Below are 12,863 nucleotides of genomic sequence, written 5' to 3'. Positions count from 1 at the left end.
TCGCATGTCGTTTTTTGAATCCCTGGTCGCCGCGACCGCAACCGAGCGGGCCGCCTTCGCCGCCATCCCTCAGATCACGGATGGTCTGGCCGGCCGCATCAGCCGCGACACCTACGTCGCCTATTTGGCCCAGGCCTATCACCACGTCCGCCACACCGTGCCGCTGATGCAGGCCGCCCGGGCGCGGCTGAACGATGACCACGCCGTCTTCAAGGCCGCGCTCGACGACTACATCGCCGAGGAAACCGGCCACGAGCAGTGGATCCTGAACGACATCCGCGCCGCCGGCGGCGACCCCGATCAGACCGTGCAGCACGGCCCGAACGTCGCGACCGAACTGATGGTGGCCTATGCCTATGACACCATCCAGCGCATCAATCCGATGGCCTTTTTCGGCATGGTCTATGTGCTGGAGGGCACCAGCATTCAGCTGGCCAGCGTCGGCGCCGAGGCCGTGCAACAGAGCCTCGGCCTCCCGCCCGCCGCCTTCACCTATCTGATTTCCCACGGGGCTCTGGATCAGGATCACATCCTGTTCCTCAAGCAACTGCTGGACGGAGTGTCGGACGCCGACGACCGCGCCGCCATCGTCCACATGGCCAAGGTGATGTTCGGCCTGTTCGGCGGGGTCTTCGCCTCCATCCCCCACATCGCATCGCGGGAGACGGTCGATGCAGTTTGAGGATCGCAACATCCTGATCACCGGCGGCTCCGGCGCCTTGGGACGTCGCGTGGTCGAGCGGATCGAGCGCGAGGGCGGTCGGGTCACGATCGTCGCCCGCGCGCCGGTGGCGGGCCATCTCACCCTGGTGGGCGACCTGTCCACTCCGCAGGGCCTCGACAGCGTCGCCGAACAGGCCAGCGGCCGCGCCTGGGACATTCTGATCAATATCGCCGGCATCCAGCATTTCGGCCCGCTGGAGCAGCAGACGCCCGAGCATCTGCTGGCGACCTATATGGTCAATCTGGTCGCGCCGGCGCGTCTGGCCCAGGCCGTCCTGCCCGGCATGAAGGCTCGCAAGCACGGCCAGATCGCCAACGTCGGATCGATCTTCGGCTCGATCAACTTCGCCCACTTCGCCAGCTATTCCAGCGCCAAGGCCGGGATGCGGGCGCTCAGCCAATCGTTGCGTCGCGAACTGGCCGGCACGGGCGTCGGCGTCACCTATGTCGCGCCCCGCGCAGTGGCTACGCCGTTCAACTCCGCCAAGGTCGACGAATATGCGCGTCTGACCGGCATGGCCGTGGACGATCCGGACCCGATCGCCGACCGCATCGTCGCCGCCATCCGCTCAGATCGCCGCGACGTCTATCTCGGCTTCCCCGAAAGCCTGTTCGTCCGCCTCAACGCCCTGGCGCCCGGCCTGATCGACGGGGCCCTGAAGTCCAACGACCTGAAGGCCCGCGCCCTGTTCGCCGGCTGAACCACAGAACAAAAGGAGAGACACGCCATGAAGACCGCCCTGTTCGCCCTGGCCCTGATGGCCGCCCCCCTGACGGTCGCCTCCGTCGCCGATGCCGACGCCTGCGACGACCGCGCGCGCGGTCTCCAGCAGTCGTGGGACCATGTGAATTTCGAGGTCCCGCAAGGCGTTCGAATGGCGGAAATGGCGCGACTGAACACCCAGGCCGACGCCGTCGTGGCCCAATGCCCCAACCGCGCCGAACCTCTGGTCTGGGACGCCATCATCACCGCTTCGGAAGCGGGATTGAAGGGCGGCATCGGCGCCCTGGGCCTCGTGCGTGAGGCGCGCACCGAACTGGAACAGGCCGAGCGGATCAATCCGCGCGCGCTGAACGGCTCGGTCTATGTCAGCCTCGGTTCGCTTTACGCCCAGGTGCCGGGCGCCCCGATCGGCTTCGGCAACCGTCAGCGCGCCCGCGACTACCTCCAGCGCGGTCTGGCCATGGCGCCCAACGACGTCGACGCCAACTTCTTCATGGGCGATCTGCTGGTGCGTGAACACGATTGGAACGGCGCCGCCCGCTATCTACAGAAGGCCATCGACGCCCCCGCCCGTCCCGGTCGCGCCGTCGCCGACCGCGGTCGCAAGGCCGAGGCCCGCGCCCTGCTCGTCCGCGCCCAGCAGCATCACTGAACAGATCCATCATGAGCCCTGTTCCCCCCGCCCTGTCGCTCGACGTCGTTCAACGCCGTCGCAAATGGTTCGCCGGTCTTGTGCTGTTGGCCCTCATCGTCCTGACCGCCAGCGTCCGATCGGTCGCCGTCCTCGACGGCGAATGGCATGAGGGCGTCGAAGGCTTGGGCCTGGCCGCCATCATCGTCGCCATCGTCGGCCGCGCCTGGTGCTCGCTCTATATCGGCGGACGCAAGAAGGCCGAGATCGTCGATCGTGGCCCCTATTCCATCACGCGCAACCCGTTGTATGTCTTCAGCTTCACCGGCGCCTTCGGCGTCGGCACCCAGACCGGCAGCGTGACGATCGGCGCCATCTTCGCCGTGGCGACCTTTCTGGTCTTCCTGCGCACGGTCGGTCGCGAAGAGGCCTGGCTGGCCGAACATTTCGGCGCGCCCTATGCCGCCTACTGCGCCCGCACGCCGCGCTTCCTGCCCAATCCCGCCCGCTGGCGCGACGCCGAGGAACTGACCATCCGTCCCGCCTTCTTCGTCCGCACCCTGCGCGACGGCCTGGTCTTCCTCGCCGCCCTCCCCGTGATGGAAGGCATCGAGCACCTGCAGTCATCAGGGTTGATCGGCTTTCCGATCAGCCTGTTCTAGCCCTAACCGTCGCGCCATTCGCTGAGCGTCTGGCCGTCGGCGTCTTGGAAGGCGACGCGATCGAATTGCGCCGCGCCGATGCAGACCGGCCGTTGATCAGGGGCTGCCGTACGACAGTGGATGGCGCGGCCGTCGGCGAAGGTGGTCATCCGGCCTTCCAGCACGAGACGATAGCCCTGTGCTGATGGCGCAGGCGGCTGGCCATCCTCGCCGCGCAGGGTGAACTCATAGGCACGGCCGTTTCGACGGCCGGTCCGCGCGCCGTTCGGCTTGAATACGGCGGCCAGCCCCGAAGTTTGAGGCGAGGCCTGGCTTGAAGGCGAGGCGCCGGGCGCAATCGCCGGGCAGGCCTCGGTGCGCAGCCACGGCCGGGCCAACCAGAAGCCTTCGGCCGCCTCCAGGCTGCTGTCGTCGTTTCCGATCAGGCCGGACCGTAGCCAATCCGCCGGCGCCAGGCTGAACTTCAGGCTCTGACCATCCTTCGCCCAGTAGACTGTCGCCTGCCCATCGGCCGCAGCTTCGGCGGCGTCGTTGGGCGCCCCGCAGCCAAAGGCCTGGCGGACGACAAAGCGTCGCCCGGCCAGAGACGCGCCCCCGACCTCGCGCCCTGCGGCGAAGGCCGAGGCGGCGATGTCCATGGCCTCAAGCAGGCCGGCGCGGTCCAGGACCGGCGCTGGCGCGACCGTCACGACCGGCGGCGTTTCGGATTTTTTGTCCGGAGCGGGCGCAGGCTGCGGCTCACGCTGGCAGCCGGCGAGCGCCAGCAGGGACGCCGCAAGCGCGACTATCGAAGACCGAGGCGACGCAATCGTTTCGAGCATGGAACCACTCTAACACGCGAACCGCTGAGGGGGATGCGCTGACCCGAAAAGGTTGACGCGAACGATGGGGGACGGTCTGCACAGCATCATGACTTTCGACCAGATCGCCGCCCTCGCCGTGCTCGTCGCCGTCGTGGGCGTCCTGATCCATGGCAAGATGCGGGCCGACGTCGTCGCCTTGACCGGCGCCGCCGTCCTTCTGCTGTTGGGCGTCGTGCGGCCGGTCGAGGTGCAGGGCGCCTTCGCCAGTCCCGCCGTCATCGCTTTGGCAGGCCTGTTCGTCATCGCCTACGCCATTGAACTGTCCGGCCTCTTGGGCTGGTTGATCCGACAGGCGACGCAGCTTTCCGCCCGGATCGGCGCCCGGGGCATCTGGATCGTCATCGGCCTGTGCGGTTCGGTCGGCGGCTTTCTGAACAACACCCCTGTGGTGGTTTTGGCCGCGCCGGTGATCCGCGACGTCGCCCAGTCGCTGCGCCTGTCGCCCAAACGCTTTCTGATGCCGCTCAGCCACGTCACGGTCATGGGCGGTCTGCTGACGCTGATCGGCACCTCGACCAACCTGCTCGTCAACGACATGGCCCGCAACGCCGGCCAGCCGGTCTTCGGCCTGTTCGAGATCACCCCCGTGGGTCTGGCCATCGCGGTCGTCGGCGGCCTGTGGCTCTATTTCGTGGGTGCGCGCCAGCTGGGTCGATCGGTCGCCAGGGATGAGGCGGAAACCGCGCGCCTGGCGGAAATGGAAGAGGCGCGTCGCCGCGCAGAGGCCGAGGCCATCAATCGTCGCAAGCGCCTGCTGCCGTTCGGCCTGCCGCGCCTGGGCGGATCACGAAACCAGGTCGATGGATCGGGCGATGCGCATCTTGGCGACGTTGAACTGTATGGCGCCGCCGATCGTCCGCTGCGGCTGAGGCCGGCTGCGATCTCGCTTGGCGTGTTTGTCCTGGTGATCTTGTCGGCGGCGCTGGGGTGGGCGCCGATCGCCGCCTCGGCCTTCGCCGGAGCCGTCGGCTTGATCCTGTTGCGCGTCATTACGCCCGAAGAGGCCTATGCCGGACTGCGCCCTGAAATCCTTTTGCTGATCGCCGGCATGGTCGTGGTCGGCACGGCCATTGAGGTCACGGGGCTGGCGTCCGCCGGCGCAGATCGTCTGATCGGCGTGATCCGGCCCCTGGGGCCGCTGGGCGCCTTAATCGTACTTTACGGCGTGACGCTGTTCGCCACCGAACTGCTGTCCAACGCCACTGTCGCGGTTTTGATTACCCCCATCGCCGTGGCCCTGGCCGAAAGTCTCGGCGTGGACCCCCGCCCCTTTTTGGTGTGCGTCATGATGGCGGCCTCGGCCGCCTTCGCCACCCCATTCGGCTATCAGACCAATGTGCTGGTCTTCAACATGGGCGGCTATAGCTACATGGACTTCGTCCGCGTCGGCCTGCCTTTGAACCTGATCACCTGGATCGCCGCCATGGTCGCCATCCCGATCTTCTTCCCGTTCTGATCGAGTGGCAGTCGTAGTGGTGCGGGCGGCCGGGCTTGAACCGGCAAGGACTTTCGTCCGGCAGATTTTAAGTCTGCTGCGTCTACCAGTTTCGCCACGCCCGCAGCCCGGTCTGGCCCGGTTCGGCTCCTATAGACGGAACCGGGCCGGGTCTCCAAGTCGTCAGCGTGTCGGGGTCGCCGGCATGGTCGCGGGCTTCATTGCCCGAAAGTCCACGTCCGAATCGGCGATCAGCCACAGCAGGCCCGCCCAGGCGGCGACGTTCTGGTTCAGCTGCGCCGGGTCGATCTTGTCGAGCGTGTCGTTGGCGGTGTGGTGCAGATCGAAATAGCGGGTTCCGTCCTGGGCCAGGCCGAAGAAGGGCACGCCCAGGGGGCCCATCGGTCCGACGTCGACGCCGCCTTCGGTCTCGACACGATCCGACGCCAGGACGCCGATGGGATACAGCACTCGCGTCGCGGCCTTCTGGAAGTCCGAGCCTTGCGCGCCGGCGGGCAGGCGCAGGGCATAGACGCGATCGGCGCCGAAATCGCTCTCGCCGGCGATGATGTGCTTGTCCAGCGCCACGCCCTGGCCACGCGCGTAGACGCCGCCGCCGTTGCCGGTCTGGGCGGTCGGCTGGGCCACTTCTTCCGAACCGTAGAAGATGACGCGCAGGGTGCGGGCCGGGCGGCGGCCGCTGTCCGCGATGGCCTTGGCGGCGGCGACGGTGATGGCGCCCCCTGCCCCGTCGTCGATGGCGCCGGTGCCCAGGTCCCAGCTATCCATGTGGGAGCCCAGCACGATGATCTCGTCGGGGCGCGTGGCGCCCGGCAGATCGCCGATCACATTCTGACTGGTGGTGCGATAGGTACGGGCGGTCGAGGTCAGGCGCATGCGCACCGGCTGGCCCAGGGCAACCAGGCGGCTGACCTGATCGGCGTCGGGCGCGGCCAGGGCGAAGGCGGGAATGGTCGGCTTGCCGTCGACATAGCGGGTGGTGCCGGTGTGCGGCATCCGGTCCTCGTCAGAGCCGACCGAGCGCATGACGAAGGCCGCCGCGCCCTTGGCCGCCGCCACGCCGGGGCCGGCGCCGCGCACGCGGGTCTGGGGACCATAGCCCGAGCCGTCCTGCATCGGGTGCATCTGGCCCAGATCGACATAGACGATCTTGCCGCGGACGGCGGCCTCGGGCGCGGCCTGCAGGTCTTCGAAGGTCGAGAAGCGCACGATCTCCGCCTCGACGCCGCCCCTCGGCGTGGCCGGCGAGTGGCCCAGAGCCGCAGCGACCAGGGCCTGGGCGTTGTCGCCGACGATGGCGGCCGAGCTTTCGCCCCGCTCCCAGCCGACCAGTGGGAATTCTTCGATGCGGACGTTCTGGAAGCCGTTGGCGCGCAGATAGTCGGCTGCCCAAGCGGCGGCCTGCTGCTCGGAGCGCGAACCCGCCGGGCGCGCGCCGAACCGCGTCGTCAGCTGGGTGACATAGTCCATGGCGACGTTCGAGCGCATCGCGGCGTCGCGCACCACGATCGCCTGCTGCACCGTCGCCGCATCCTGAGCATGGGCCGCGGGGGTAAACGCGACAAGACCCAGGGCGACGGCGCTGGCGGTCAGCAGACGGATGGACATAAGCAGGCTCCGGACTCAGATGAGAGCCGGACCCTAGGTAGGTTCAGTCGTTCTGGAAATAGGGTTCGACCGGACCCTGCAGTTTCACGGTCAGGGCCTTGCCCTTGCGATCCACGCGGTTGCCGAGCGCCAGACGCACCCAGCCTTCGGACACGCAGTATTCCTCGACATTGGTCTTCTCTTCGCCCTTGAAGCGAATGCCGACGCCGCGTTGCAGGACCTCGGCGTCGTGATGCGGGCTGGACGGGTCGACCGAAAGGCGATCGGGGGGCGTGTCGGACATGGCGTTGGTCGGGCTCAGATCTCGGGAAGGCGCGGTGATAGACGCGCTGGCGCGCCCTGCCAATCCGAAACCGGGCGGAAAGCGGGCTCGAAGACCTTACGGCAGCAGGTGATAGTGCTGGGCGACGGCGGCCATCATCACGGTTCCGACCGCCGGAACGGCGAGTATGATGGCCCGGCGCATGCGGTGCGCCACGTAAAGCAGTTCGCCGATCATGGCGCGGATCCTCGATGTCATCGCTCTCTGACGGAGCGTTCGAAGATCATTGGTCGGACAGCGCCCGCTGTCGAGACGAAACGTCAGCGTCGAGATTACACTTAAGGTTACTGCACAGTTTGCCGGGGCTGGGCGTTGGGGGCCGCTGACGGCTGATAGGCCTGCGGGCCTGTCGCGGCGGGAGCCGCCGCAGGCGTGGCGGCGGGACGGCGCGCCGGAGTCGCGGCCGGGCGAGCCGCCGGTCGCGCAGCGGGACGGTTGGCGGCCGGGCGCGGCGTCGGACGGGTCGTCGGGGCGGCGGCGGGCTGAGCCGTCGGTGTCGCGGGCGGGGTCGTGGCGGCTGGCGCAGCAGCGGTAGGCGTAGCAGCCGGAGGGGGCGTGGCTTCGGCGGCGGCGGCGCGAGCGGCCATCTGCTGGGCCTGGAACCGGGCGGCGAGCTTTTCGGTCAGTTCCTTGGCTTGCGGCGCGCTCATCTGGGCCATGATGGCGGCCAGGGTGCGCGGACGCATGGCGGCGGCGACCGGCAGGCGCACCCGGTCCTCCAGCGCGGCCATGACCGGGGCGGCCTCCTTGGGACGCATGGCGGAATAGACCTGAACCAGACGATCGATCTCGGCCTTCTCGCGCTCGTCGACCTGGCCGAGCATCTGTTTCATCTCGGCCTTCAAGGCTTCCAGCGCCTTGACCTTGGCGTCCAGCTTCTGCTCGGCGGCGACCATCAGCGGCAGGGTGGTGGCGAAGTCCTGATCCCGTGCATCCAGCGCTGCGCGGCGCTGCGACAACGACTGAATGATCTTCAGCTCGGCCGGCGAAATCCCGGCCTGCTGGGCCAGCTGTTCGGGAGACAAGGCGGAACAGGTTCCGGGCAGAGCCGGCTTGGGCGGCGCGCCGGCCGAAGCGGGAACCGCCTCCTCGGCCCAGGCCCTGGCCCCGTCGAACAGGCCCGGCGCGACGCCGACGGCGCGCACGGCGACGACCCCGCCGATGGCGATGGCGATCAGGGGCAGGATGCGGGGAAGGCGGGCCATGAAATGGGGTTCCGAACTCAGGCGGCGAACAGGTCGTCGTCGAGATTACGACGCGCGGCGTTGAGGCTTTGTTTGGCGGAATGGTTAGCGGAGCGTCCGGCCGTCAGGGCCTGAACGATGGCGGCGACATTGTCGCGCCCGGCGGGCGCAGCCGCTTCATTGCGACGGTTCGAAGAGGGACTGGCCAGTCCCTGGATGCGTTGCGCCAGAGCGGCCATGCGCTCAGCCCGCTCCTCGTCTTCGGTTGCGGCCGGCGCCGGAGCCAGGGCGGCCGGGGGTGCGCGACGGGCGGGTTCTTCCTCGACGATCCGCGCCGGCGCCATGGCCGGCGCGCGGGCGATCAGGGTCTCCAGCTGGGCCTTGACCTCACGCGCCTTGATAATCCGGTCGTGCAGCAGATCCGTTTCCTGACCAGAGGCCCGAAGGGTGGCGAGCGCATTTTCGGCGCGGCCGGCGGCGGCGTTCAGTTCGGTGACGGCCTGAGCGAAGGCCAGCTGTCCGGCGCGCAGGGCGGCCAGCTTGCGTTCCAGCTTGATGCCGTAACCGACCGCCGCGATCAGCAGCACCATCAGCACGCCGTCCATAATCATTCCGGCCATCAGATGTTCACTCCCAGGCGGGCGGCGACTTCCGGATTGACCGGCCCTTCGACGCGTATGGCGATGTGCTGTCCCTTGCGACCCATGCGGCCGGTGGTCAGCGGAATGGAGCCGGCGCGGATCGAAACCTCGGAATCCGGCGTGGCGTTCAGCATCATCGTGTCGCCGACCTTGAGGTTCAGCACGCTGGACAGAGGCATTTGCTGTTCGTCCAGGACCGCGCGGACTTCGGTTTCGGTCGTCCAGATCTCGGTGGCCAAGTGGCCTTCCCAGATGTTGTCGCGGCCGAACTTCTCACCCATGAACTGCTGCAGCAGCATCTTGCGGATCGGCTCCAGCGTCGCATAGGGCAGCAGCAGTTCGATGCGGCCGCCACGGTCCTCCATGTCGATCCGCAGCTTGATCAGGATGGCGGCGTTGGCGGGACGCGCGATGGCGGCGAAGCGCGGGTTGGTCTCCAGCCGGTCCAGGTTGAAGTGGACCGGGGTCAGGGGCTCGAACGCCTGGCGGGCGTCGTTCAGCACGACCTCGACCATCCGCTGCACCAGCACCCGCTCGATGGTCGTGTAGGGCCGACCTTCGATGCGCAGCGCCGCCGTGCCGCGACGACCGCCCAGAAGCACATCTACGATCGAATAGATCAGGTTGGAATCGACCGTCAGCAGGCCGTAGTTGTCCAGCTCCTCGGCGCGAAACACCGCCAGGATGGCCGGCAGCGGGATTGAGTTCAGATAGTCGCCGAACCGGATAGACGAAATATTGTCCAGGCTGACTTCGACGTTGTCGGAGGTGAAGTTGCGAAGGCTGGTCGTCATCAACCGCACCAAGCGGTCGAACACGATCTCCAGCATCGGCAGACGCTCGTAGCTGACGAGCGCGGAGTTGATGATGGCCCGGATGCCCGAGCGTTCAGAGCCGTCGTCGTCGCCCAGATCGAAGCCCAGCAGGCTGTCGATCTCATCCTGGTTCAGGACCCGTTCGGACAGGGCGTCGCCAGGATCGCCCAGACCGCCGAACGGATCGAGTTGCGCCGCGTCGGTCATGCCTATTGCACCAGCATTTCTTCGATCAGCACGGCGTCGACCTTGCCCGGAGCGGCGATCAGATTGACGCGGCGCAGGATCTCCGCGCGCAGCTGATAGGTGCCGGCCGAGCCGCTGAGGTCCTCAGGGCGCAGTTCGCGCACGAAGCCGGTGAACATGTCTTGCAGACGCGGCATCTCTCCCTGCAGATGGGTCGCCACCTCAGCGTCCTGCATCTCCAGCGTCAGCTTCAGCTTCAGGAAGGTCGGACGGCCGTCGGGCGACTGGATGTTCATCACCATGTCGGGCAGGGTGTAGAAGGTGACACCATCCGGCCCCTCGGCGATGACGCCCAGCGCAGGATCGGCCTCGCCTTCCTTGCCGCCTCCGCCGTGACCGCCGCCTTCCTTCTTCTCTTCCTTGCCCTCGGCCTTCTTGTCGGCCTTCTCTTCTCCGTGGCCGGCTTCGGCTTCGGCGCCGTGCGCTTCGGCAGGCTTGGGCTTCAGCATGAAGAAAGCGGCCGCACCTCCGCCGCCCAGCACCAGCAAGGCGACCGGCGCGATGATGAACAGCAGCGGGATTTTCTTTTTCTTAGGCGCGGCGGCGTCACCCTCGGGGACCTCGCCTTCGGTCACCGCCGGCAGGTTGGCGTCGGCGTCGGCCGCAGGCGCACCCTTCTTCTTGCCGAACTTGAACATGCGCGCGCCCCGGAGACTCTCTCATGGCGAGGATCGTCCGGTTTGGTTAACGCGACGTTTACAATGGGCAGGATTTGCCGGGTCGGAAGCGACCTGATCCGCTCAAACCCGCATTCCGCCTGAATTAACCCTGTTGGCATGGCCGTTGCGAGAGGCTGAGGCGAAGGAGCACGCCTCTCGTGGAAAACGCCGCCTATATCGGACTGTCACGCCAGATGACGCTGCGTCGCGAACTGGACATCGTGGCCAACAACGTCGCCAACGCCAACACCACCGGCTTCAAGGTCGAGCAGCTGATGCTCGGAACCGAGATCGGGCAGCGGGCGCGCAACGACTCGATCCGCCCGTCGGCCAGCTTCGTGCTGGACAATGGGGTCGGCCGCGACTTCGGCCAAGGCTCGATGCAGCAGACCGGCCGCTCGCTGGACTTCGCCATTTCCGGCGAGGGCGCCTTCTTCACCGTGCGTGATGGCGCCAACGGCGAGGCCTACACCCGCGACGGCGCCTTCACCCTGGACCCGGAAGGGCGTCTGACCATCAAACAGGGTCAGGCCGTCCTTGGCGGCGGCGCGGAGATCGTGCTGGACCCCGCGCTTGGCGCGCCCAGCGTCGGCGCCGACGGCACCATCACCCAGAACGGACAGGTCACCGGCCGGCTGTCGGTCGTGCGTTTCGATACGCTGGGCGTGCTCGAAAAGGGCGGCGACAGCCTCTACCGAAACAAGTCCAACGCCCAGCCGATCGAGGCCGCCGATGCCCAGGTTCATCAGGGCTCGCTGGAGTCCTCCAACGTCAATCCGTTGATAGAAATCACCAATCTCATCGAGATCAGCCGCGCCTACGAGAGCATTTCCAAGCTGATCGAAAACACCACAGACCTGAGCCGTCGCGCCGTCGAGCGCCTCGGCAAGGCCGCTTAAGGGAGAGCCGGAACATGCGCGCTCTGAGAACCGCAGCCTCGGGCATGGCCGCCCAGCAGCTGAACGTGGAGGTCATCTCCAACAACATCGCCAACATGAACACGGTGGGCTTCAAGAAGCAGCGCGCCGAGTTCCAGGACCTGCTGTACCAGAACGTCGAACGCATGGGGGCCCAGTCCTCGGCCTCAGGCACCGTCGTTCCGACCGGCATCCAGATCGGCGCAGGCGTCAAGGCCGGGGCCGTCTATCGGATCACCGAACAGGGCACACCCCAGGCGACCGGCAACCCGTACGACATGGCTATCGACGGCAAAGGCTATTTCCAGATCAGCCTGCCTTCTGGCGAAAAGGCCTACACCCGCGCCGGCAATCTGCAGGTCAATCCAGAAGGCCAGATGGTGACCGACGACGGCTATCTGCTGGAGCCGGCGATCACCATCCCGCAGGACGCGACCAAGGTATCGATCTCCAAGACCGGTCTGGTTCAGGTGACCCAGGCCGGACAGCCCGCCCCAACCACGGTCGGGCAGATCGAACTGGCCAGCTTCTTCAATGAAGCCGGACTGGAAGCCATCGGCGACAACCTGTTGCTGGAAACCGCCGCATCCGGGCCGGCGATCGTCGGGACGCCCGGCGACGCGGGCTACGGCCAGATCATGCAGTCCTACACCGAGGCGTCGAACGTCGATGCGGTCGCTGAAATCAGCGCCCTGATCGTGGCGCAGCGCGCCTATGAGATGAACTCCAAGGTCATCAGCACCGCCGACCAGATGCTGTCCGTCGCCTCGCAAGTGAAGGGCTAGGGCCATGACCATGATCCGTTCCCTGCTGCTCGCCGCCGCCGTCAGCGCCTTCGCCAGCGCCGCCCTCGCAAATCCGGTCGTGCTGCGCGCAAACCCCGTGGATGACGACGGTCGCGTCACCCTGGGCGATATCTTCGAGGGCGCGGGCGCTGCGGCCAATGTCGCCGTCGCCGAACGCGTCGGTCCCTCGGTCGTGCTGGACGCCGGTCAGCTTCAGGCCCAGGCGCGTCAGGCGGGCCTTGACTGGAGCAATCCCAACGGCCTGCGCCGCGTCGCCGTGCGCCGTTCGGCCGGACCGGTTCAGACCGTGGCCGAAGCCGCGCCGACGGACGCCATCCAGGCTGCCCAACCTATCGCCCGCGCCGCCTATCGTCCCGGCGCCGCGCCGCAGGTCATCGCCCGCAACGATATGGTGCGCGTCACCTATCAGGTCGGCGGCGTGAACCTGGCCGTCATGGGCAAGGCCATGCGCAGCGCCGGTCTGGGCGAACCAGTGGCCATCATGAACACCACCTCCAACCGCGTCATCGATGCGGTCGCCTCCGGTCCCGGCCAAGCCATCGCCGGCCCCGGCGCCGACATGGCCCGCGCCAATCCCCAACAGTTCGCCGCCCGCTAGGGAATCCA

Annotated in this window: 16 protein-coding genes and 1 tRNA gene; 8 read left to right on the top strand and 9 right to left on the bottom strand. The window is 67.4% G+C overall.

Features of this window, described 5'->3' with window-relative positions:
- Window positions 1-4 precede the first annotated feature (4 nt).
- Genes QRN13_RS10435 through QRN13_RS10420 form a run of 4 tightly spaced genes read left to right on the top strand, consistent with a single transcriptional unit; the run spans window position 5 to window position 2,740 of the window.
- Entirely contained in the window at window positions 5-682 is a 678-nt protein-coding gene (locus QRN13_RS10435) for an iron-containing redox enzyme family protein (protein WP_284877863.1), read from the top strand.
- Window positions 672-1,424, top strand: coding sequence for an SDR family NAD(P)-dependent oxidoreductase (locus QRN13_RS10430; RefSeq protein ID WP_284877862.1), 753 nt, complete (start codon window positions 672-674; stop codon window positions 1,422-1,424). The genes QRN13_RS10435 and QRN13_RS10430 overlap by 11 nt, the downstream gene beginning before the upstream one ends.
- A gap of 27 nt (window positions 1,425-1,451) precedes the next feature.
- A complete protein-coding gene (locus QRN13_RS10425) occupies window positions 1,452-2,099 on the top strand; it encodes a tetratricopeptide repeat protein (protein ID WP_284877860.1) in 648 nt (215 codons plus the stop codon).
- A gap of 11 nt (window positions 2,100-2,110) precedes the next feature.
- On the top strand, window positions 2,111-2,740 hold the full coding sequence (locus tag QRN13_RS10420) for a methyltransferase family protein (RefSeq protein WP_284877859.1): 630 nt from the start codon (window positions 2,111-2,113) through the stop codon (window positions 2,738-2,740).
- 2 nt (window positions 2,741-2,742) lie between these two features.
- Here QRN13_RS10420 and QRN13_RS10415 read toward each other — a convergent pair whose 3' ends face one another.
- Window positions 2,743-3,561: a hypothetical protein gene (locus QRN13_RS10415; protein ID WP_284877858.1), complete on the bottom strand. Its 819-nt coding sequence runs from the start codon at window positions 3,559-3,561 to the stop codon at window positions 2,743-2,745.
- Between the two features lie 88 nt (window positions 3,562-3,649).
- Between QRN13_RS10415 and QRN13_RS10410 the strand changes: the two genes are divergently transcribed.
- Window positions 3,650-5,059, top strand: coding sequence for an SLC13 family permease (locus QRN13_RS10410; protein ID WP_284878070.1), 1,410 nt, complete (start codon window positions 3,650-3,652; stop codon window positions 5,057-5,059).
- A gap of 17 nt (window positions 5,060-5,076) precedes the next feature.
- Here the strand turns inward: QRN13_RS10410 and QRN13_RS10405 are convergent.
- From QRN13_RS10405 to QRN13_RS10370, 8 genes are all read right to left on the bottom strand, one after another.
- Window positions 5,077-5,163, bottom strand: a tRNA-Leu gene (locus QRN13_RS10405).
- Window positions 5,164-5,221: 58 nt separating this feature from the next.
- Window positions 5,222-6,667 carry a M20/M25/M40 family metallo-hydrolase gene (locus QRN13_RS10400; RefSeq protein ID WP_284877857.1) on the bottom strand — a complete coding sequence of 482 codons (1,446 nt, stop codon included), beginning with the start codon at window positions 6,665-6,667 and terminating at the stop codon, window positions 5,222-5,224.
- 43 nt (window positions 6,668-6,710) lie between these two features.
- On the bottom strand, window positions 6,711-6,950 hold the full coding sequence (locus QRN13_RS10395; RefSeq protein WP_045810378.1) for a DUF3297 family protein: 240 nt from the start codon (window positions 6,948-6,950) through the stop codon (window positions 6,711-6,713).
- Between the two features lie 96 nt (window positions 6,951-7,046).
- Complete coding sequence (locus tag QRN13_RS10390; protein ID WP_155965911.1) at window positions 7,047-7,187, bottom strand: hypothetical protein; 141 nt, start codon at window positions 7,185-7,187, stop codon at window positions 7,047-7,049.
- An 86-nt stretch (window positions 7,188-7,273) separates the two neighbouring features.
- Window positions 7,274-8,194 (bottom strand): MotE family protein, encoded by a 921-nt coding sequence (locus tag QRN13_RS10385; RefSeq protein ID WP_284877856.1) that lies wholly within the window; start codon window positions 8,192-8,194, stop codon window positions 7,274-7,276.
- A gap of 17 nt (window positions 8,195-8,211) precedes the next feature.
- On the bottom strand, window positions 8,212-8,793 hold the full coding sequence (locus tag QRN13_RS10380; RefSeq protein WP_066552248.1) for a DUF6468 domain-containing protein: 582 nt from the start codon (window positions 8,791-8,793) through the stop codon (window positions 8,212-8,214).
- A complete protein-coding gene (gene fliM, locus QRN13_RS10375) occupies window positions 8,793-9,836 on the bottom strand; it encodes a flagellar motor switch protein FliM (RefSeq protein WP_055803902.1) in 1,044 nt (347 codons plus the stop codon). Before fliM ends, QRN13_RS10380 begins: the two co-directional genes overlap by 1 nt.
- 2 nt (window positions 9,837-9,838) lie before the next feature.
- Window positions 9,839-10,513: a flagellar basal body-associated FliL family protein gene (locus QRN13_RS10370; RefSeq protein WP_284877855.1), complete on the bottom strand. Its 675-nt coding sequence runs from the start codon at window positions 10,511-10,513 to the stop codon at window positions 9,839-9,841.
- 179 nt (window positions 10,514-10,692) lie between these two features.
- Here QRN13_RS10370 and flgF point away from each other — a divergent pair, with 179 nt between their 5' ends.
- Genes flgF through QRN13_RS10355 form a run of 3 tightly spaced genes read left to right on the top strand, consistent with a single transcriptional unit; the run spans window position 10,693 to window position 12,855 of the window.
- Window positions 10,693-11,433, top strand: a complete 741-nt coding sequence (flgF, locus tag QRN13_RS10365; protein ID WP_284877854.1) for a flagellar basal-body rod protein FlgF — start codon at window positions 10,693-10,695, stop codon at window positions 11,431-11,433.
- A gap of 14 nt (window positions 11,434-11,447) precedes the next feature.
- Window positions 11,448-12,236 carry a flagellar basal-body rod protein FlgG gene (flgG, locus tag QRN13_RS10360; protein WP_055754135.1) on the top strand — a complete coding sequence of 263 codons (789 nt, stop codon included), beginning with the start codon at window positions 11,448-11,450 and terminating at the stop codon, window positions 12,234-12,236.
- Window positions 12,237-12,240: 4 nt separating this feature from the next.
- Complete coding sequence (locus QRN13_RS10355; protein ID WP_502868591.1) at window positions 12,241-12,855, top strand: flagella basal body P-ring formation protein FlgA; 615 nt, start codon at window positions 12,241-12,243, stop codon at window positions 12,853-12,855.
- Window positions 12,856-12,863 lie beyond the last annotated feature (8 nt).

This window comes from Brevundimonas sp. MEB006b, from assembly GCF_030209705.1.
Lineage (GTDB): Bacteria > Pseudomonadota > Alphaproteobacteria > Caulobacterales > Caulobacteraceae > Brevundimonas.
This window is presented reverse-complemented; position numbering and strand designations above follow the sequence as displayed.

What these genes read in the sequence shown, in the direction of transcription:
- QRN13_RS10385 (WP_284877856.1), bottom strand. Translation starts at nt 8,194, where the DNA reads ATGGCCCGCCTTCCCCGCATCCTGCCCCTGATCGCCATCGCCATCGGC.
- QRN13_RS10390 (WP_155965911.1), bottom strand. Translation starts at nt 7,187, where the DNA reads ATGACATCGAGGATCCGCGCCATGATCGGCGAACTGCTTTACGTGGCG.
- fliM (WP_055803902.1), bottom strand. Translation starts at nt 9,836, where the DNA reads ATGACCGACGCGGCGCAACTCGATCCGTTCGGCGGTCTGGGCGATCCT.
- QRN13_RS10380 (WP_066552248.1), bottom strand. Translation starts at nt 8,793, where the DNA reads ATGGCCGGAATGATTATGGACGGCGTGCTGATGGTGCTGCTGATCGCG.
- QRN13_RS10395 (WP_045810378.1), bottom strand. Translation starts at nt 6,950, where the DNA reads ATGTCCGACACGCCCCCCGATCGCCTTTCGGTCGACCCGTCCAGCCCG.
- QRN13_RS10430 (WP_284877862.1), top strand. Translation starts at nt 672, where the DNA reads ATGCAGTTTGAGGATCGCAACATCCTGATCACCGGCGGCTCCGGCGCC.
- QRN13_RS10420 (WP_284877859.1), top strand. Translation starts at nt 2,111, where the DNA reads ATGAGCCCTGTTCCCCCCGCCCTGTCGCTCGACGTCGTTCAACGCCGT.
- QRN13_RS10355 (WP_502868591.1), top strand. Translation starts at nt 12,241, where the DNA reads ATGACCATGATCCGTTCCCTGCTGCTCGCCGCCGCCGTCAGCGCCTTC.
- QRN13_RS10410 (WP_284878070.1), top strand. Translation starts at nt 3,650, where the DNA reads ATGACTTTCGACCAGATCGCCGCCCTCGCCGTGCTCGTCGCCGTCGTG.
- QRN13_RS10370 (WP_284877855.1), bottom strand. Translation starts at nt 10,513, where the DNA reads ATGTTCAAGTTCGGCAAGAAGAAGGGTGCGCCTGCGGCCGACGCCGAC.
- QRN13_RS10425 (WP_284877860.1), top strand. Translation starts at nt 1,452, where the DNA reads ATGAAGACCGCCCTGTTCGCCCTGGCCCTGATGGCCGCCCCCCTGACG.
- QRN13_RS10435 (WP_284877863.1), top strand. Translation starts at nt 5, where the DNA reads ATGTCGTTTTTTGAATCCCTGGTCGCCGCGACCGCAACCGAGCGGGCC.
- flgG (WP_055754135.1), top strand. Translation starts at nt 11,448, where the DNA reads ATGCGCGCTCTGAGAACCGCAGCCTCGGGCATGGCCGCCCAGCAGCTG.
- QRN13_RS10415 (WP_284877858.1), bottom strand. Translation starts at nt 3,561, where the DNA reads ATGCTCGAAACGATTGCGTCGCCTCGGTCTTCGATAGTCGCGCTTGCG.
- QRN13_RS10400 (WP_284877857.1), bottom strand. Translation starts at nt 6,667, where the DNA reads ATGTCCATCCGTCTGCTGACCGCCAGCGCCGTCGCCCTGGGTCTTGTC.